14 protein-coding genes are annotated in these 18,005 nt (G+C 74.3%); 4 read left to right on the top strand and 10 right to left on the bottom strand.

The window, feature by feature from the left end; genetic code table 11:
* Nucleotides 1–43: 43 nt before the first annotated feature.
* The 6 genes from ACZ6Y7_RS11720 to ACZ6Y7_RS11695 form a co-directional block, all read right to left on the bottom strand.
* The gene (locus ACZ6Y7_RS11720) at nucleotides 44–1,042 is read right to left on the bottom strand and encodes a phosphotransferase family protein (RefSeq protein ID WP_465757712.1); all 999 of its coding nucleotides are present in this window, start codon (nucleotides 1,040–1,042) and stop codon (nucleotides 44–46) included.
* Nucleotides 1,039–2,400 (bottom strand): hypothetical protein, encoded by a 1,362-nt coding sequence (locus ACZ6Y7_RS11715; protein ID WP_465757711.1) that lies wholly within the window; start codon nucleotides 2,398–2,400, stop codon nucleotides 1,039–1,041. Before ACZ6Y7_RS11715 ends, ACZ6Y7_RS11720 begins: the two co-directional genes overlap by 4 nt.
* A gap of 25 nt (nucleotides 2,401–2,425) precedes the next feature.
* Complete coding sequence (locus ACZ6Y7_RS11710) at nucleotides 2,426–3,889, bottom strand: MFS transporter (protein WP_465757710.1); 1,464 nt, start codon at nucleotides 3,887–3,889, stop codon at nucleotides 2,426–2,428.
* Nucleotides 3,877–5,202 carry a preATP grasp domain-containing protein gene (locus tag ACZ6Y7_RS11705; protein WP_465757709.1) on the bottom strand — a complete coding sequence of 442 codons (1,326 nt, stop codon included), beginning with the start codon at nucleotides 5,200–5,202 and terminating at the stop codon, nucleotides 3,877–3,879. The genes ACZ6Y7_RS11710 and ACZ6Y7_RS11705 overlap by 13 nt, the downstream gene beginning before the upstream one ends.
* A 21-nt stretch (nucleotides 5,203–5,223) precedes the next feature.
* Nucleotides 5,224–6,369 (bottom strand): glycine amidinotransferase, encoded by a 1,146-nt coding sequence (locus tag ACZ6Y7_RS11700; protein WP_465757708.1) that lies wholly within the window; start codon nucleotides 6,367–6,369, stop codon nucleotides 5,224–5,226.
* A gap of 308 nt (nucleotides 6,370–6,677) precedes the next feature.
* Nucleotides 6,678–7,802, bottom strand: coding sequence for a cytochrome P450 (locus ACZ6Y7_RS11695; protein ID WP_465757707.1), 1,125 nt, complete (start codon nucleotides 7,800–7,802; stop codon nucleotides 6,678–6,680).
* A 433-nt stretch (nucleotides 7,803–8,235) separates the two neighbouring features.
* Here ACZ6Y7_RS11695 and ACZ6Y7_RS11690 point away from each other — a divergent pair, with 433 nt between their 5' ends.
* Both ACZ6Y7_RS11690 and ACZ6Y7_RS11685 read left to right on the top strand, forming a co-directional pair.
* On the top strand, nucleotides 8,236–9,561 hold the full coding sequence (locus ACZ6Y7_RS11690; RefSeq protein WP_465757706.1) for a preATP grasp domain-containing protein: 1,326 nt from the start codon (nucleotides 8,236–8,238) through the stop codon (nucleotides 9,559–9,561).
* 37 nt (nucleotides 9,562–9,598) lie between these two features.
* Nucleotides 9,599–10,549, top strand: a complete 951-nt coding sequence (locus ACZ6Y7_RS11685; RefSeq protein ID WP_465758020.1) for a quinone oxidoreductase family protein — start codon at nucleotides 9,599–9,601, stop codon at nucleotides 10,547–10,549.
* Nucleotides 10,550–10,645: 96 nt separating this feature from the next.
* On the opposite strand, the gene ACZ6Y7_RS11680 is transcribed toward ACZ6Y7_RS11685, so the two are convergent.
* The 3 genes from ACZ6Y7_RS11680 to ACZ6Y7_RS11670 all read right to left on the bottom strand — a co-directional run bounded on the left by ACZ6Y7_RS11680 (nucleotide 10,646) and on the right by ACZ6Y7_RS11670 (nucleotide 13,538).
* The gene (locus ACZ6Y7_RS11680; RefSeq protein ID WP_465757705.1) at nucleotides 10,646–11,176 is read right to left on the bottom strand and encodes a MaoC family dehydratase; all 531 of its coding nucleotides are present in this window, start codon (nucleotides 11,174–11,176) and stop codon (nucleotides 10,646–10,648) included.
* A 113-nt stretch (nucleotides 11,177–11,289) separates the two neighbouring features.
* Nucleotides 11,290–12,525, bottom strand: coding sequence for an 8-amino-7-oxononanoate synthase family protein (locus ACZ6Y7_RS11675; protein ID WP_465757704.1), 1,236 nt, complete (start codon nucleotides 12,523–12,525; stop codon nucleotides 11,290–11,292).
* A 2-nt stretch (nucleotides 12,526–12,527) separates the two neighbouring features.
* Complete coding sequence (locus ACZ6Y7_RS11670; protein ID WP_465757703.1) at nucleotides 12,528–13,538, bottom strand: HpcH/HpaI aldolase/citrate lyase family protein; 1,011 nt, start codon at nucleotides 13,536–13,538, stop codon at nucleotides 12,528–12,530.
* 316 nt (nucleotides 13,539–13,854) lie between these two features.
* Here ACZ6Y7_RS11670 and ACZ6Y7_RS11665 point away from each other — a divergent pair, with 316 nt between their 5' ends.
* On the top strand, nucleotides 13,855–15,675 hold the full coding sequence (locus tag ACZ6Y7_RS11665; RefSeq protein WP_465757702.1) for an nSTAND1 domain-containing NTPase: 1,821 nt from the start codon (nucleotides 13,855–13,857) through the stop codon (nucleotides 15,673–15,675).
* A 422-nt stretch (nucleotides 15,676–16,097) separates the two neighbouring features.
* Nucleotides 16,098–17,177: an inosamine-phosphate amidinotransferase 1 gene (locus ACZ6Y7_RS11660; protein ID WP_465757701.1), complete on the top strand. Its 1,080-nt coding sequence runs from the start codon at nucleotides 16,098–16,100 to the stop codon at nucleotides 17,175–17,177.
* Here the strand turns inward: ACZ6Y7_RS11660 and ACZ6Y7_RS11655 are convergent.
* Nucleotides 17,165–17,938, bottom strand: coding sequence for a hypothetical protein (locus ACZ6Y7_RS11655; protein WP_465757700.1), 774 nt, complete (start codon nucleotides 17,936–17,938; stop codon nucleotides 17,165–17,167). The two genes, ACZ6Y7_RS11660 and ACZ6Y7_RS11655, sit on opposite strands and share 13 nt — an antisense overlap.
* Between the last annotated feature and the right edge of the window lie 67 nt (nucleotides 17,939–18,005).

The raw sequence follows: 18,005 nt of genomic DNA, 5'->3' as shown, positions 1-18,005 counted from the left end.
CGCGTGAGCTCGGCGCCTCCACCGGCCGGTCGGCCCACTCCGGTCAGCCCACGCCCTCGTTCAGCCGTTCCAGCAGGGCACGGAGGTCCTCGACGGTGGCGGCGGCCTGTTCGGCGTCCCGGAGCCGGACGGCCTCCAGGCGGATCGCGGCGGTGTGCCGGGCGGTGTAGAGCAGGCGCCGCCAACGGGACCCGGGGTCGGTGGCGAGCGGGCCCCAGGTGTCCCAGAAGGCGTCGCGTTCGGTGCCCGGGCGGCGGCAGGCCATGAAGACCGTCCAGTCCGCCTCCGGATCGCCCCAGCCGGCCCGGTCGCAGTCCAGCACACCGGTGATCACCGGTTCGGGAGCGTCGGCGGCCACCATCAGGTTGACGTTCCACAGGTCGCCGTGGAGCAGTCGGGGCTCGGTGACGCGGTCGAGCACGGCGCGGTGGCGGTCGGCGAGGCGGATCAGCTGCTCGACGTCACCGGCCTCCACCCCGGCATCCGCCAGGTCGGCGGCGAGGTCGGTGAGGCCCGCGACGACCGACTCGCCCCAGGTGCGGTGTCCCGGGCCCGCCACCGGACCGAACCAGGGGCCGCGGACCTCGTTGATCTCCCGCGCGATGGAGCCGAGGTGGGCGTAGAAGCCGCGCCAGGCGGGGCGCGGGTGCCGGGGCAGGCCCTGCGGGGCGGGCAGGCCGCCGAGGAGCGTCTGGAACAGGTAGTCGCGGCCCACCAGCTGGTGGGTGAAGTCGACCGCCAGGACCCTCGGCACCAGGTGCGCGACCGGCGCCAGGTACGGCAGCGCCGCGTACTCGTTGCGCATCAGCTGCCGCTCGCTGCGGAACTGCCGGGCGGGCTCGGGCGCCACTCGCAGCACGACCTGCTCGCCGCCGCCGAGCTCCAGCCGGTAGGTGGAGTTGTACATCCCGTCGCCGAGCTCCACCGCGGCCGTCACCTCGGTGCGCGGGCCGAAGGCGCGCCGGCACATCTCCTCGATCAGCTCCGGCGGCACCGCCTGCTGGAAGGCCTGCGGGTGACGGTCGACGGACTCGTACTTCATGAGATCGTTTCGCTTTCTCGGTCGGCTTCTCGGTCGGCTTTCCGGTCGTGTCCGCGACCGGCTTCGCGGTGGTCCGGCGGTGTGCCCTGCCGCGGGAGGGGGTGCTCCGGGGCGGAGTTGAGCGTGAGGGCCAGGTCCGCGACGCGGCGAAGGGCCCGGCGGCACTCCTGCTCGGTGGCGGCCTCGACCAGCGCCGTGCCGATCCGGATGCCGGAGTTGGCGTCCATGTCGGGCATCACCTCCCCGGGCGCGATCTTGATCTCGACGTCGACCACGCCGGGGATCCCCTCGACGTCCGCCCGGCTCAGCCGGTTCACCGCGCCGGCGACGGTCGGGATGTCGGTGAAGCCGACCACGCGGCCCCCAGCGCCACCCGGGCGGGTGCGGCCGGGCGGCCGGTCGCCCGTCACCGCCCGCACGGCGGCGGCCCAGATGTCCACGCCGAGGACGCGCTCGGCCAGCGCGCCGATCATGTGCCCGCCCGGGCGCGCGGCGAGTTCCCCGGCGGTGAACCCGCCCGGCCCGCCGAAGAGTTCGAAGTGGAACACCCCGTCGCGGTGCCCGAGCGCCGCCAGCGCCCGGCCGGTCAGCTCGGTCGCCTCGCGGTAGAGTTCCGGGTGGTCGCGGGGCGGGAGGGAGACGGTGGCGGCCGGCCGGCCGCGCTTGGTCTCGATCAGCGGGGTGAGGTAGCGGGAGACCAGCAGCGCCTCCGGCTCGCCGGCCCGGACCACGCCGTCGACGTGCCACTCCGCGCCGGGCACCCGGTGCTCCACCAGCAGCCGCCGCCGCGCGGGCGAGTTGCTCACCGACTCCGCCGTCAGAACGTCCAGTTCGGCGGGCGTGTCGGCGGCCGCGACACCGATGGTGGCCGCGCCCGCGGTGGGCTTCACCACGTACGGGGCGGCCACGCCCGCCGCGGCGGCGGCCTGCGCCACGGATCCGTCGCCCGCGTCGGGGACCACCAGCCAGTCCGCCGTGGTCAGGCCGGCCGCCCGCCAGGCCGCCTTCTGCAGGGCCTTGTCCCGGCAGCGCAGCGCCACCTCCGGGTCGATCGCCCGGGCGCCGAGCAGTCGGCCGAGCAGGGCGGCCGGCACCATCCCGTGCTCCTGGACGGAGACCACCGCGTCCACCGCACCGCCCGACGGCCCGTCGGGCGCGAGCGCGCCGACGTGGTGCAGGGCCGACCACAGCGACTCCACCACCAGGTAGGAGTCGACGGCGCACCAGCGGGCGAGTCGCGCCCGGTGGGCCTCGACCCGGCGGTGCTCGCCGCCCTCGTAGAGCAGGGTGATCGTGTGGCCGTCGGCGAGCAGGGCCTCGATCGCCTCCGACCGGGCCCCGATCAACACCACGTGCATGGCATCCTCCTGGTCGCTGCGCGCTTCATGTCCCGGCCGCCGTCGTCGTCGGTCCAGCCGTCCCGGTCGCCGTCATCGGTTCAGCCGTCTCGCCCGGACCGGCCGTCTGGCCCGGACCGGCCGTCTGGCCCGGACCGGCCTCCTCGCCCGGACCGGCCTCCTCGCCCGGACCGGCCGTCTGGCCCGGACCGGCCGTCTCAGCGGGCTCGGCCCGGTAGCGGGTGAACGCCGGCACCGCGGCCGCGACCAGGGCGGTGGCGGCCACCGCGGCCAGGCCGCCGCCCAGGACGGCTGCGCTCGTCCCCAGCAGGGCGCCGAGCGTTCCGCCGCGCAGCCGACCGAGCTGGGTGCCGCCGACGCCGACCACGAACTCGACCGCGCTGATCCGGCCCCGCAGCCGGTCCGGGGTGCTGAGCTGGACGACGGTGGAGTGGAAGACGACCGCCAGGGTGTCGGCGGCCCCGGCCACGGCGAGGCACAGCAGCGCGGCGGCGAGTCCGTCGGCGAGGGCGAAGGCCGTGACCGCCGCGCCGTACGCCGCGCAGCAGACCAGCGCCGCCCGGCCGGGACGGCCGACCCGCCCGGCGGGGCCGGAGCAGGCGGAGGCGAGGACCCCGCCGACCGCGCCGGCGGCGACCAGCAGCCCGAGCTCCTGCGGCCGCCCGCCGAAGCGCTCCGCGCAGACCGCCGGCAGCAGGGCCGCGGGCGAGGCGACCAGGGCGATGCACAGGTCCGCGAGGAACGCCCCGGCGAGCTCGCCCCGGCTGCGTACCAGGGCCACCGCCTCGCCGACGCCGGCGAGCTTCCGGGCGGACGCGCCGCCCCCGGGTGGCATGGCGGGGAGCCGGGCGACGCCGTACAGGGCCGCGCCGAAGCTGAGCGCGTCGAGCAGGTAGCAGGCCTTGAGGCCCCAGGCGGCGGTGACCAGCCCGGCGCAGGCCGGCCCGGCGACGGCGCCGAGCTGCATGGTCAGGCCGTTCAGTGCGGCCGCTGCGGCGAGCCGGTCGCGTGGCAGCAGCCGGGGCGTGAAGGCCCGCCGGGCCGGGGCGTTGACGCTGCCGACCAGCGACTGCAGCGCCACCAGCAGGTAGAGCACGCCGGGGGAGCGCAGTCCGGCGAAGGCCTGGACGGCGAACAGCACGGAGACGCCGGCCTGCAGGCTGCTGGTCACCAGGACCAGGCGGCGGCGGTCGAGGGTGTCGCCGAGGCTGCCGCCGACGGCCGCGAACAGCACGACCGGCCCGGCCACCGCCAGGCCGAGCAGGCCGACCGCGGCGGAGCTCCCGGTCAGCCGGTAGACCTGCAGCGCCACCGCGAACACCGTCATCTGCCCGCCGATCTGGGACAGTCCCTGGCCCAGCCACAGCCGGCGGAACGCGGGCGAGTCGCGCAGCGGGGTGACGTCCAGCAGCAGCCGGGAGGGCCGCAGCAGCCGCGAGGCCGTCCGGAGCCGGGAGACCGTCCCCGGACGGGTGGTCAGGTCGGGCACACCGCTCCGTCCAGGCGCCGCAGGAGGTCCTCCTCCTCGTCGGCGCCGTCGTGGACGACGCAGTAGTCGAACCCGCCGCGGACGCCCGGTACGGGCGGGATGGAGACCAGCACGCCGCGCCGCTCGACCGGGTCGTAGCCGAGTCCGGCGGCCGCGGCGGCGGTGAGGAACTCGTCCAGCTCCAGGGCGGGCCAGTGCGCGGGGGTGCGGTGCTGGGTGACGCTGCGGCGGGGGTGGCGGGCGGTGTCGACGACCCGGCCGCCGATCGGGCCGTACAGGTGGAGCGAGCCGGTGACGCGGGCGTTGATCTCGGTGAAGACCAGCCGGCCCGACGCGTCGACGACGGCGTCCGCGCTGAGGTGACCCCGGTAGCCGAGGGATCGGTACGCCTCGGCGAGCCGGGCGGCGCCGGCCGTCAGGCGGTCCTCCACCTCGGTGGACAGGCCCATGGCCGGGGTCGACTCGCGGACCAGCCGCCGTTCCCGGTAGCCGAGTTCGCCGGTCGCGGTGAACCGGACGCCGTCGTCCTCGGCCAGGTACTCGGCGTACACGGTGCGCGAGGCGGGCTGGAACTCCTCGACCACCACCGGGTAGCGGCCGTCCCGGGAGGCCCACGCCCACTGCTCGGCGACGTAGGCGGCGACGGCCTCGGGGCCCGGCTCCAGGAGGTGGAGGAACTTGGCGCCGACGTGGTCCGTGCGGTGGCCGTGGTCGAGCACCACCAGCTGGTTGCCGGCCCCGGCGCCGTTGTGCGCCTGTTTGACCAGGACGGCTCCGGTGCCGGCCAGCAGCCGGGGGATCTCGCGTTCGGCCTCGTAGCCGCTGCGACAGACCGCGCCGGGCGCGATCGGCACTCCGGCGGCGGCCGCGATGGCGCGGAACTCGGCCTTGCTGTTGGCGAGTTCACCGCCGCCCTGGTCGATGAACGCGGCGCCGGGGACGAGCCCGCGCAGCCCCAGGGCCGCGGCGAAGCGCGGCACCACCGGGCTCGGCCAGCACGACAGCAGGCCCGTGGCCGGCGCGGGCGCGGCCGAGACGGCCTTCGCCGCCGCGGCCAGGAAGTCCTGGTCGAGCAGGGCGTAGGGGTCGATCACCTTGCCCTGGTAGCGGCCGGGCGGCGGGACGAGGAAGGTCAGGGACTGCGGGTCCACCCCGGTGAGCGAGGCCACGTGTCGGAGGAAGTCGGCACCGGGCGGGCCGGGCAGCACCAGGACGTCGCCGTCCTCGGCGCACCACAGCAGCCGCTGGGAGTAGGACCGGAAGTCGACCCAGGACAGCATCGGGTCGACCTCGTTGGCGATCAGCAGGCGCACGTCTCTCCCCGTTCGCTCGGTTCAGGCCGTGAGGTCGTCGAGGCCGCCGGTGCGGACGGTGTCCAGGGTGAAGCAGTGGAACCCGCCGCCGAACAGCCGCCGGTGCCGGTGGCGGACCGGGACGACCGTGAAGCCCTCGTGTTCGAGGACCTTGACCAGTTCCACGCAGGCCTCGTTCACCAGCACCTGGTCGGGCCCGACCGACAGCACGTTGAGGTCGATGTAGGGCGTGGTGAGGACGAGGTCCCCGTCGTCGTAGGCCGGGAAGTGGTCCTCGCTCGGCTGGGGCGGCACGATCAGCTTCCAGCGGCGGAACGGCTCCGGCAGCAGGTCGCGGACGCCCTCGTGCCGGGCCAGGAAGACGCCGGGCCGCAGCGCCAGCAGCATGCTGTCGATGTGGTTGTCGCTCATCCGGTGCACCCGGTGGATCCGGTGCGTCCCGCGCAGGTGCCGTTCCAGCCAGTCGCAGGCCGCGGCGTGGTTGGCGTTCGCGATGTTGACGATGAGGTCGCGGCCGAGCCGCAGGCACTGCGCGCCGTCGAGCATCATCTCGAACCCGACGTCGTACGGGGAGGGTTGCGGGTCCTCGATCGGCTCGGTCGGCCCGCCGAGGGTGGTCTCGGTGTCGCGGGCGTAGGACAGGTCGAAGGAGGCGTCGGTGAGGATCGGCCGGGGCATGGTGGTCCAGCGCGCCCCGCGCCGGAAGTAGTCGGTGAAGACGGGGGCGAGCAGGCGGGTCTCCAGGTACCGGGAGCGGATGGCGGGCGGGGTCTCGATGATCTCGTCGCCGAGGATCAGGGTGTTGTCGCGGAGGTTGAGCGGCGGCACCGGGGCGGCGCTCCAGCCGAAGCCGGCGATCGGCTTGGCGTCGGGCGGCAGCGGTACCGGCCGGTGCACGGTGACGCCGAGTCCGGCGAGGGTCTCCGCCAGGCCCTCCACGTCCTCGTGGAGCTCCTCGACGTACTGCTGCTTGATCCGCCACGACCGGTCGCCGACGGTGGCGCGCTCGGCCTGCTGCAAGCGCGGGTAGGCCCAGTCGGAGCGGAACAGGTTCTCGTGGAAGAACAGGTCGAAGGAGAGCTCGCGGTCGTGCGAGGTGTAGTTGGCGGCGGATCCGACGATGATCTCCTTCAGCGGTGACCACTCGTCATGACTGTTCAGCTGCATGGACCACTCTTTCGCGAGGGACTGATCACTGACGTCGAGGGAGGCCGTTGGTTGATCGCTGCCGTCGGTCGGCCGTTGCCGTCGGTCGGCCGCTGCTGTCGGTCGGCCGCTGCTGTCGGTCGGCCGCTGCTGTCGGTCGGCCGCTGCGGTCGGCGGGGCGCGGCGGCGGCCGGGCGGGGTGGGGCCGGCGGTCGTGTCGGACGGCCGTCGGCCCCACGTCGACTCAGCTGCTGCTCCGGACGGTTCAGTGGTCGTAGCTCATGGCACACCCCTCCTTCCGGGCCGGATCACGGACCTTCCCGAACTGCTCAACGGTCGAAGGCGACCGGGAGCACGTCCAGGCTGCGTACGGTCGCCGTCGGCCGACGCGTCGGCGTGCCCGCCGGCCGCAGCCGCCCGGGCGCGGCGAGCAGACAGACGATCAGCTCCCGTATCGCCACCTGGCCGAACAGGGCCCCGACGCAGGCGTGCGTCCCCCAGCCGAACCCCAGGTGCCGATTGGGGGTGCGGTCGAGCACGAGCCGGTCGGGGTCGGGGAATTCGCGCGGGTCGCGATTGGCGGCCGCCATCAGGGTCAGCACGATCTGCCCGGGCTCCACGGTGGTGTCGTGGATCCGCACGGCCCGGGTGGCCACCCGGCTGGTGCCCTGCGCGGGGCCGTCGTAGCGGATCAGCTCGTTGACGCCGGAGGTCAGCAGCCGCTCGTCGCGCAGCCGTTCCAGCGCCTCGGGGTGCTGCAGCAGCGTCAGCATCACGTTGCCGGCGGTGGCGTAGACCGTGCCGTAGCTGGCGTTGAACATCATGCCGGTGCTGTTGGAGACGTAGTGCGCGGGCATCTCGGCCTTGACCGCCCGCTGCTTGATGTCCCGCAGCACGCCGGGCCGGTCGTCCGCCGCGGCGAACCACTCCTCGGCCAGCGCGTTGAGCCGGGCACGGGCCTCGTCCCCGCGCGCGATGTTCTCGGGTTTGAGGCCGGCGTCCATGCGTTCGGCGATGGCCTCGGATATCCGGACGTAATCTTCGGGATCCGGTTCCGGTACGCCCAGCAGGTCGGCCGTGATGGAAAGCGCGAGCGGCGCGGCGACTTCCCGCATCCAGTCGAAGGAATCCCGTTCGGCGAGTTCCCGGAGGATTTCCCCGACGCGCTGCCGGGCGCGCGATCCGACTTGGTCGAGGTCCTGCGCGTGGAAGGCGTTCATGATGAGCGAGCGCAGCGGTGCCTGGGCCGGCGGGTCGAGGGTCTGCAGGCTCTGCCGGAACTCCGGGATCTCCTCGCCCGTCCTGCGCCGGTCACGGGCGAACACCTCGTGGTTGCGCAGGACGTTCCGGCAGTCCTCGTAGCGCGTCAGCACCCAGGACTTCATTCCGTCGTGCCAGAAGACGGGGTGGTTCTCGCGGAGACGGGCGTAATGCGGATAGGGATCCCGGAGCATGGCCGGATCCAGCGGATCGTAATTCGGCGTCACAGCACAATTCCCCAACGGTTGCCTGTTTGCAAGGAGTTGGTGATGACTTGGTCGGCTTATGGGATGCGACAGGAAATGGGCGCTGTCGCCGGACCAGTTTTTGCGCTGTGGGCGAATTTATCAATGCGGCATGGCCCTGGCAAGAGCCCTCGGGAAACTCCTTTGATCAGACCGGATGACAGTCCTTGTGCCCGCCTGTGCCCGCCGGTGTCCGCCGGTGTCCGCATGGCCTCGGGGCTCGGCGCGGGCGGTGGTCGTGGGCCGCCCGGTTGTTCGGCGTTTTGTTCAATGACCGAGAGCCGAACCAGAACAACCCCGGTGCGCTACACCAGTAGCGCACGCCACACCCGTGCCATGCGCGAGGGCCGCAACAGCGCCGAACGGCAGGAGAGTTCACCGGATGACGACGCTCTGCATCGCGAACAACCGCACCGAGGAGATGGTCGGCGACCTCACCGGGATGACGCCGCTGGAGCTGAGGTTCGCCGGCTGCGGGGCGCAGCGGATGCTCTGGTGGGCCGAGGACGGCGACGTCCTGGTGCTGCCCTGGGGCCCCGACCCGGAGTACCTGGCGTACGTCACCGGGCTCACCGGCGTACGGGCCGACAGCCTGACCTTCGTGGTGCCGCCGCCGGGCGACCAGGGCGACCAGGTGCTCACCACCGACCGCCTGCTCGACCCGGCCTTCCGAGCGGAGCTGCGCCGCGTCCTGGAGGGGCGCACCGTCGACGAGGTGCTGGCGATATCGCCGAACGGTGCGGTGGCCGACCTGGCCGCCGGGCTCGGCCTGGCGCACGCCATGCCCGGCCACGCCTTCGCCGCGCAGGGCGGCAACGCGCTCGTCAACAGCAAGGCCGGGTTCCGGGCGCTGGCCGCCGGCGCCGGGGTGCCGATCCCGCCCGGGCGGGTGGCCGGCTCGCCCGCGGAGGTGGAGGCCGCGGTCGAGGACCTGCTGGGGCGGGGCCGGAGCGTGATGGTGAAGGTCGAGTACCAGGCGGGCGGCTTCGGCAACGAGATCCTGGCCCGGGACGAGCGGGTGGACGCGGCCGGGGCCGAGCGCGTCGTCACCCTGCCGGACCGGGCGGCGGTGGCCGGCTACGTGGCCGAGCGGTGGGACTGGCTGACCGGCGGGCGCGGCCAACGGGTCGTGGTGGAGCAGTACTTCGCCGGCTCGGCACCGCTGTACGCGCAGTTCCTGATCGACGACGCGGCCGTGGTGCTCTCCGGCTGCGGCGAGATGGTGATGGACCCGGTGGTGATCGGCGAGATCACCCCGCCGGTCACCCCGGACGCCGAGGTGCGGGCCGAACTCGTCGCACAGGGAGCCCGGTTGTGCGAGTCGCTGCGGGTGATCGGCTACCGGGGCACGGTCAGCGCGGACGCCGTGCTGACCCCGAAGGGCGAGATCCGGTTCCACGAGACCAACGGCCGCCTCACCGGCTCCAGCCACCTCCACGACGCCTACTTCGGCCGTCTGCTGCGCGAGGAGCACCGCGACGCGCGGTACATCCTGGAACTCGCCGGCCTCAAGGTGCCCTCCTTCGCGCGGGGCGTGGCCGCGCTCCACGAGGCCGGGCTGGCCTTCGACCCGCGGACCGGCACCGGCGTGCTGTACAGCTGCGACTTCGCGCCCGCCGACGGGTCGGTGATGTACTGCGTGGTCGCCGAGACCCCGGAGGCCGCCCGTGCCCTGCAGGCCCGGCTGCTCGCGCTCTTCGCCGGATGAACCGGACGCGGCTGAACCGGAGGCGGCCGTGAACGGGATGCGGGCGGCGGTGATCCACCGCTACGGCGGGCCGGAGGAGTTCCGCACCGAGACGGTGCCCGAGCCCGCGGCCGGCCCGGGCCGGGTGCTGATCGACGTCACCCTGGCCGGGCTCAACTACGCGGACCTGCACTGCCGGACCGGCGAGTACGCGCGCTACCCGCTGCCCGCGGTGCTCGGCGCCGACGTGGTCGGGCGGCGGCGCGGGGACGGGCGGCGGGTCGCCGCGCTGCTGCGCGCCGGCGGCGGGTACGCCCGGGTGGCGTGCGCCGAGGCGGCGCACACCGTGGAGGTGCCGGACGGCGTCGACGACGACCAGGCGGTCGCGCTGCTGGAGCAGGGGGCGACGGCCTACGGGGCGCTGACCCTGGCCGGGCGGCTGCGGCCGGGCGAGACCGTGGTGGTGACCTCCGCCGCCGGCGGGGTCGGCCACCTGGCGGTGCAGCTCGCCCGGGAGCTGGGCGCGGGCCGGGTGATCGCCCTGGCCTCCACCCCGGCGAAGCGGGACTTCGCCCGCTCGCTGGGGGCCGCCGCGGCGCTCGACCCGCGGGACCCCGACCTGGCCGGGCGGCTCGCGCGCTCGGGCGGGGTGGACCTGTTCGTCGACCTGGTCGGCGGGCGGGTGCTGCGCGCGGGGCTGGCCGCACTGGCGCCGTTCGGGCGGCTGCTGTCGGTCGGCGCCCGGGGCGGACCGGAGGAGAGCTTCTCGGTGGACGAGCTGGCGGACCGCTCGGCGGGCCTGCTGGGCTTCTGGCTGCAGCACGTCCTGGCGGACCGGGTGCTGTTCGCCGGGATCGCCGAGCGGCTGTTCGCCCTCGCGGCCGGGCGGCGGCTGGTGGCGCGGATCGACCGGACCGTACCGCTGTCCGGGGTGGCCGGCGCGCACCGGGCACTGGCGGCGCGGGAGACCATGGGCAAGGTGCTGGTGGACGTCGGCCGCGAGGAGTGAGCGCGCGAACCCCCGGGCCCGACAGTCCGCTGCCGGGCCCGGGGGGCCGCGTCGCGACGCCGGCCTCGGCCGCCGCCGGAGGTGTCAGGACCGGGCTCAGTACCCGGCGACGTCGTCCAGGCCGTGGCCGCGCAGCGGGACGAGGAAGCTGCGCTCGAACACCACCACGACCTCGCCGGTGGACTTCGTCCCGGTGGTGCGGCAGCTCACGATGCCCTGCCCCTCGCGGCTCTTGGACAGCCGCTTGGCGAGCGTCTCGGTCTCGGCGTAGAGGGTGTCGCCGGTGAACACCGGGTGGGTCATCCGGATGTTCTCCCAGCCCAGGTTGGCGATGGTGCGCCCGCTCGTCGAGCGGGCGGTCATCCCGCCGACGATGCTGAGCGTCACCAGGCTGGAGACGATCGGCCGCCCCCAGGGGGTGTGCTCGCTGTAGGCGGCGTCGATGTGCAGCGGGGCGTCGTTCATGCTCAGCATGCTCATCAGCACGTTGTCGAGCTCGGTGACGGTCCGCCCGGGGCGGTGCTCGACCACCTCGCCGACCTCGAACTCCTCGTAGTAGCGCCCGACCACCTCGCGGTAGCGGCGCTCGCCGATCCGCCGGTAGCCGTTCGGCTCGGTTCCGTCCATCGCTACGCTCCCCCCATCACAGAGTCCGGCCACATCCCGGCCAGATCACAGAGTCCGGCCACATCACACAGTCCGGCCGCGTTCCAGATCTCGGCCACGTCACAGAGCACGTCCTAGAGGTCGGCGGTGAGTTCCCTCACGTGGCCGGCGAACTCCCGGATCAGCCGCTCGTCCATGTCGGCGCGCATCATCAGCCGCAGCCCGGCCTCGCCCTTGGGCACGATCGGGAAGAACACCGCCGAGCTGTAGAAGCCGCGCTCGAAGAGCTGGGCGGACAGCTTGACCGCCCGCTCGGCGTCGCCGACGTCGACCCGGCGCACCGGCAGGCCGTTGCCGGCGAAGGTGGTCGGCAGCAGTTCGTCGAAGAGGTCGATGTTGTGGTTCAACTTCGCCTGCAGTTCGGCCAGTTCGGGCGAGCGGTGGATGGCGGCGGCGCCCAGCGAGGCGCCCACCAGCGGCAGTGCGACGTTCTGCGACCAGCCGACCGGGCCGGCGTGCCGGTGCAGGAACTCGAACTGCTCGCGGTTGCCGAGCATCGCGACGCCGCCGCCGGTGCCGAAGCCCTTGCCGAGGCTGGAGACGATGACCGTCAGCGGGTTCATCTCCAGCCGGGAGCGGACGAATCCCTCGCCGCGCTCGCCCATGATGGACAGCGAGTGGGAGTCGTCGATGTAGAGGAACAGCCCGTAGCGGTCCTGGAGTTCGAGCAGTCCGTCGAGGGCCGCCGCGCCGCCCATCGAGTACGCGCCGTCGGCCACGTAGGCGACCCGCGGGTACTTCCGGCAGACGTCCTCCAGGTAGTTCAGGTCGTTGTGCGGGCAGGTCAGCACCAGCGACTCGTCCGCGCAGATCGGCTTCACGTACGCCATGCAGAAGTGGCAGAAGCGGTCGAAGACCATCACCCGGGGCCCGCCGCCGCCCTGGCAGGTGCCGTCCAGGTGGCCGGAGGCGATCAGCGGCAGGATGCCGGCGGTGAGCGAGGTGCAGGACGCCCCGGGCAGCACGTGCGCGCCGAACAGCTCGCCCAGCTCCTCCTCCAGGCGCACCAGGAGGTTGTGCCGGATCCGGGTGGTGGAGGTGACCAGCCAGGTGCTGCGGGACTCGGCCAGCGCGTCCACCGCGCCGGCCGCGACCGAGGGGTGGTTGTTCAGGCCCAGGTACGCGCAGGAGACCATGTTGGCGAACTCGTGGCCGGTCTCGCGGACGATCAGCCGGTTGTTGGACTCCGAGTCCACCGTGATGCCGATCAGGCCGTTGGCGGCGGCCGCCTGCCAGACCGGGTCGGCGGTGGCGAGCATGGCCTCCGCGTTGCGGTACCGGCGCGGGCCCAGGATCGATTCTTCGGTCATCGTCACATCTCCGTCGCGTGGTTCGGGGGGTCGGCGGGCGCGGGGCCCTGCGGGCGGGGTCGGTCCTCCGGCCCGGGCGGGGTGTCCGGCCGGGGTGGGGTGTCCGGCCGGGGTGGGGCGTCCCGTTGGCGCGGGACGTCCGGCCCGGGCCGGACGCCCGGGACGTCGGGGCGGGGCGGGTCGAACTGCTCGATCAGGCGCTGCGAGGCCTCGAAGAACGGCATGCCGACCATCACCCCGTCCACCACGGTGACCGAGCGGCCGTTCTCCAGGCCCGCCGCGACCACCCGGCGGGCCCGCGCCAGCAGCTCCTCGTCCGGGCTGAAGGTCTCGTTGATCAGGGCGAGTTGGCGCGGGTGGACGGCGATCTTGCCGCTGAACCCGAAGTCCCGGGCGAGCCCGGCCTCGCGGCGCAGCCCGGCGAGGTCGGCGACCTCGAAGAACGGCGCGTCCATCGCCTCCACCCCCGCGGCCCGGGCGCTGTTGACCACCCGGCCGCGGGCGTGGGCCAGGGCCTCCCAGGAGAGCCGGGCGCCCACCGCGAAGGCGTAGTCGGCCGAGCCGAAGACCAGCCCGCGCAGCCGGTGCCCGGCGGCCGCGATGGCGGGTGCGTGCTCGATGCCGAGCGGGGTCTCCACGACGGCCAGGAACTCCGTCTCTGGGCAGTCCGGGCCGAGCGCGCCGGCCGCGATCTCGACGTCCCGGGGGGACTCCGCCATCGGGATCAGCACCAGGTCCGGCTTGACGCGGTAGCGGGTGATGGCGATCAGGTCGCGCAGACCGTCCGGACCGGACAGCGTGTTGATGCGCACCGCGCTGCGCGCGAGCTTGGTGGACGGGAGCGTGAAGAACTCCTCGGCGAGCCGGCGGGCCTCCTCCTTCCGGGCGGGTGGGACCGAATCCTCCAGGTCGACCATGGCGATGTCGGCCCCGGACTGATGGCTCTTGCCGTACCGCTCCACCGCCATCGCGGGGGTGGACAGCAGGGAACGGCAGTACCGCGTGAACTTCATGGACGACTCCGAAGTCAGCGAAGGCTGCGGGCCCCGGTTCTATCCCACCGGCTTTGTTCGGCGCCGTACGGCTGGACATTGAACATCAACTCGGAACAACCGACCCGTACGCACCATTGTTTGGCGCCAACTGTGCTGTGCATGATGAATCACCGGGGGATGGCCACGAGACACGCGCGACCCTCGGGACGCGTGGGCACGCCAGGGTGTCAGGACACCGCTTCAACGAAGAAGGGGGGCCGTTGTGCCGCGTCGGGAGAGTCCGCTGGACCCCGGGGACGGACCGCTGCTGCGGTTCGCGGGCGACTTACGGGCCTTGCGGGAGCGCGCCGGAAGTCCGCCGTACCGTCAACTCGCGCTCCGGGCCCATTGTTCGGCGGCCAGCCTGTCGGTGGCCGCGGGCGGCCGCCGGCTGCCCAGCCTCTCCGTCACCCTCGCCTACGTCCAGGCCTGCGGCGGGGACGTGCGGGAATGGCGGCACCGCTGGCAGCTGCTCGCCGCCGACCTGGCCGCCGAGGCCGCCGCCCGGCGGCGCGCGCAGGACGCCGGGCGGGCGCCCTACCCGGGTGCGGCGGCCTTCGAGGCGGTCGACGCGGAGCGGTTCTTCGGCCGCGAGGCGCTGCTGGACCGGCTGGTCGCGCTGCTGGGAGAACGGCGGCTGGTGATCCTCTCCGGGCCGTCCGGGGCGGGCAAGTCCTCGCTGGTCAGAGCGGGTCTGCTGGCGCGGCTCGGCGGGGTCCCCGCGGTGGGTGCGGCGGCCGGCAGGCCCGGCGTCGGCAGCGTCACCGGCACGGCGGTGGGGCGCGGCGCGGGCGGGAGCGGGCGGGCCCCGGCGGGAGCGGGCGTGCCGGTGGCGCTGCTGACGCCCGGTGAAAGACCGATGGAGGCGTACGCGCTGGCGCTCGCCCGGCTCGGGCAGCGAGCCGGGGAGGCGACGCGCGGCGCGTCCGGGCCGACGGCCGGGGATCCGGTGCTGGTGGTGGACCAGGGCGAGCAACTGCGCACCCGCTGCCGGGACGCCGCGGAGCGGGCGCGCTTCCTGGACGCGCTGGTGGCGACCGCCGCGGGCGCTCCGGGCGGGGCTGCCCTGGCCGGGTTGCCGGTGGCGGCGCCGCCGCGGTGCCGGGTGGTGCTGGTGGTCCGCTCGGACCAGAGCGGGCCGCTGCTGGCCGAGCACCCGGGGCTGGCCGACGCCGGTCGGCACGGGGTGCTGTCGGTGGGGCGCCCGGCACCGGACGAGCTGCGGCGGGCGATCACCGAACCGGCGCTGCGGGCGGGCTGCACCGTCGAGGGCGCCCTGCTGGCCGAGCTCATCTCGACCGTCGCGCAGCAGCCGGGCGCGCTCCCGCTGCTGTCCGCGGCGCTGCTGGAGACCTGGCGACGGCGCAGCGGCAATGCGCTGACCCTGGCCGGGTTCCAGGCCACCGGGGGGTTCGAGGGTGCGCTGGCCCGGACGGCGGAGACGCTGTACAACGGGCTGGAGGCGGCCGACCGGGCCCGGGCGAGGACGGTGTTCCTGCGGCTCGGCGGGGAGTTGCTCGGCGGGGAGCCGTTCGGCGCGGGCGGGGGCGCCGCCGCCGACGTGCTGGCGCTGGGCGACGGGCTGACGGTCGACGGCGTTCCGGTCGCGGGCGTCGAGCTGGTGCCGGGGGTCGAGGAGGGCACCCGCAAGCCGGTGCGGCGGGCCGAGTTCGACGGCCCCGGGGTGGCGGAGGTGATGGAACGGCTGGTCCGGGCACGGCTCGTAGTGGTGGACCGGGACACCGTCGAGCTGTCCCACCACGCGCTTCCGCAGGCCTGGCCCAGGCTGCGCGGCTGGCTGGCCGAGGGCCGCGGGACGCTGGGGGAGCAGCGCCGGCTCACCGCGGCCGCGCGGGGCTGGGCCGCGGCCGACCGGGATCCGGAACTGCTGTACCGGGGCGTCCGGTTGGAGCAGCTCATGCGGCGGGTGGCGGCCGGCGAACTGGCCGCGGCCGGGGTCGAGCGGGCGTTCCTGGCGGCCTCGGCCCGGGCGGCGGCGGCCGACCGGCGGCGGGCGCAGCGGCAGAACCTGGCGGTGGCCGGGGTCGCCGCGGCGGGCGGGGCGCTGCTGGCCCTGGCCGGCGGCAGCCGGATCCGCCGGGCTTGGCGGTGGTGAGCGCCGGTCTCCCCACCCGGGCTTCGTGGCAAGGGAATTGATCAGCGCCGGACCAGGGGAATTGAACAACGGGACGATCGACCGCCGGTTCGCGACGGCGGCGCATCCGGTGCCGATCACGGTCCTTGCGCCGCCGTCGGGCGGGCGGGTAGCTTGACGATCGATCCCGGCCCGTCGAAAGGCGACTTCGGCTGCCCGGCCGGTGATGTCCCGTACGCCGTGGCCGCCCGGGGGCGGTGCGGCGAATGCTCCGTACCGGTCTCCTGTGCCGCTTCCGCCGGTCCGGGGCGCCCCGAACCCCGCTCCGCGGTGCGCGGTCGTTCGGCGCTCACCCCGTCCCCGCCGCCATCGCCGTCAGTTCGACGTCGTCGCGTTCGCCGCGGCGTATCCGCTTTTCCCTAAACCCGTGTCAAGGGGGAGTCATGTCCGATCCGGCCCGTCCGGTCCACAGCTGGGACGAGTTCACCACTCTGCGGGAGGTCGTGGTCGGCACCGCCGTCGGTGCCCGGCTGCCCGAGCAGACCGAGCCGTCCTCGTGGCTGTCCTGCTTCCCGAAGACCCGTGCCGCGGACCTCGGCTCGATCGAGGTCGGCCCGTACTCGCGGCAGGTCGTGGAGGAGACCGAGGAGGACCTGGACGCGCTGGTGGCCACCCTGCGCGGCCTCGGCGTCACCGTCCACCAGCCCGAGCCGGTCGACCACGCGGCAGCCTTCTCCTCCCCGCTGTGGACGGCGGACGGCGGCTTCCACTCCTACTGCCCGCGCGACCTCACCCTGGTCGTCGGCGAGACGGTGATCGAGGTGGCCAGCCCGATGCGGCAGCGCTACTTCGAGGTCTTCGGGCTGCGCGGGCTCTTCCAGGACTACCTGCGCCGCGGCGCCCGCTGGCTGGCCGCCCCCCGGCCGCAACTGGCGGACGAGCTCTTCGAGTTCGACGAGGACGGGCTGCCGCTGCTGGGCGAGGCCGAGCCGGTCTTCGACGCCGCGAACGTGCTGCGGCTCGGCCGGGACGTGTTCTACCAGGTCTCCCGCAGCGGCAACGAACTCGGCCTGCGGTGGCTGGAGTCCACCCTCGGCCTGCTCGGGGACGGCGGCCTGCGGCTGCACCCGCTGCGCGACATCTACGGCTACACCCACATCGACAGCACCATCGCCCTGCTGCGGCCTGGGCTGGTGCTGCTCAACCCGGAGCGGATCAGCCTGGAGACCGTTCCGGAGCCGCTGCGCGGCTGGGACGTCCTGTGGTGCCCGCCGGCCGAGCCCGCCGCCGACACCCCCGAGCACGCGCTCAGCGAGAGCTGGATCAGCATGAACCTGCTGATGGTCTCCCCGGACACGGCGATCGTCGAATCCGGCCAGGACAGCCTGATCAAGCTGCTGGAGCACGCCGGGATCACCGTCCTCCCGCACCGCCTGCGGCACTCCCGGGTCCTCGGCGGCGGCTTCCACTGCGTCACCCTGGACATCCGCCGCGACGGCGGCCTGGAGGACTACCTGTCCTGACCGGCCCCGGTGAACTCCGGGCCGGCGGCCGACCGCCGCCGGCCCGGACCGGGCACGAGACCGCCGCCGTGGGCCTCGGGCGTGTCCGGCAGGCCGCGGAGGGCCCGGACGACCCCGGCCGAGGCGCTCACGCACAGGAGCCCCAGGGCGAGCCAGGGCAGTGCGCGGAACGGACCGCCGAGCACGGCGGTCGCGGCGAACGACCCGGCCACGAAGACCCCCGCTCCGGCGGCCGCCGCGACCGAAAGACCCTCCCGGGAGCGGCGTTTGAGGATCAGCGCGGTGGTCCAGCACGGCACGAGCGCGCCCTCCAGGACGATCGCGGCGAGGTACAGGCCGTCGTCCACCGTGCTCTTGAACAGCACCCAGCCGGCGGCGTAGAGGAGGACGACGCCCGCGACGATCCGTACGTGCGCCGCCGCCGACCTCCGCGCGGGGGCGTCGCGGCGCCCGTACCGCAGCACCTCGCGCAGCAGCAGGACGTCCCCCAGGAGGAAGACGGCGCAGATCCAGCGCAGCACGAGGACGAACCAGTGCCCGGCGGCGACGGGGCCGACCCACAGCCCCAGCACCATCGAGCCGTCGTTCAGCGTGAACAGGCAGGCGGTGCCCAGGGCGCACGGGGCCCGCAGCGCCCGCCGCCCGGCCCGCCAACTCGCCTGGTACCACAGCCCGATGCCGATTCCGGCGACACCGACGAGCAGCAGGAACAGCACCGGATGGGCGTCGATGCGCCGCAGCATGAGGGCGTCGTCGTACACGCTCGGCTCCCAACGTGGGCGGGGCGACGGGGCGCCGCGAGGAGAACGCGCCGCACCTGTCGAGAAC

This window comes from Kitasatospora sp. NPDC053308 (assembly GCF_055585785.1).
The sequence above is the reverse complement of the archived record's forward strand: the minus strand, read 5'-3'. Positions and strand labels throughout refer to the sequence as shown.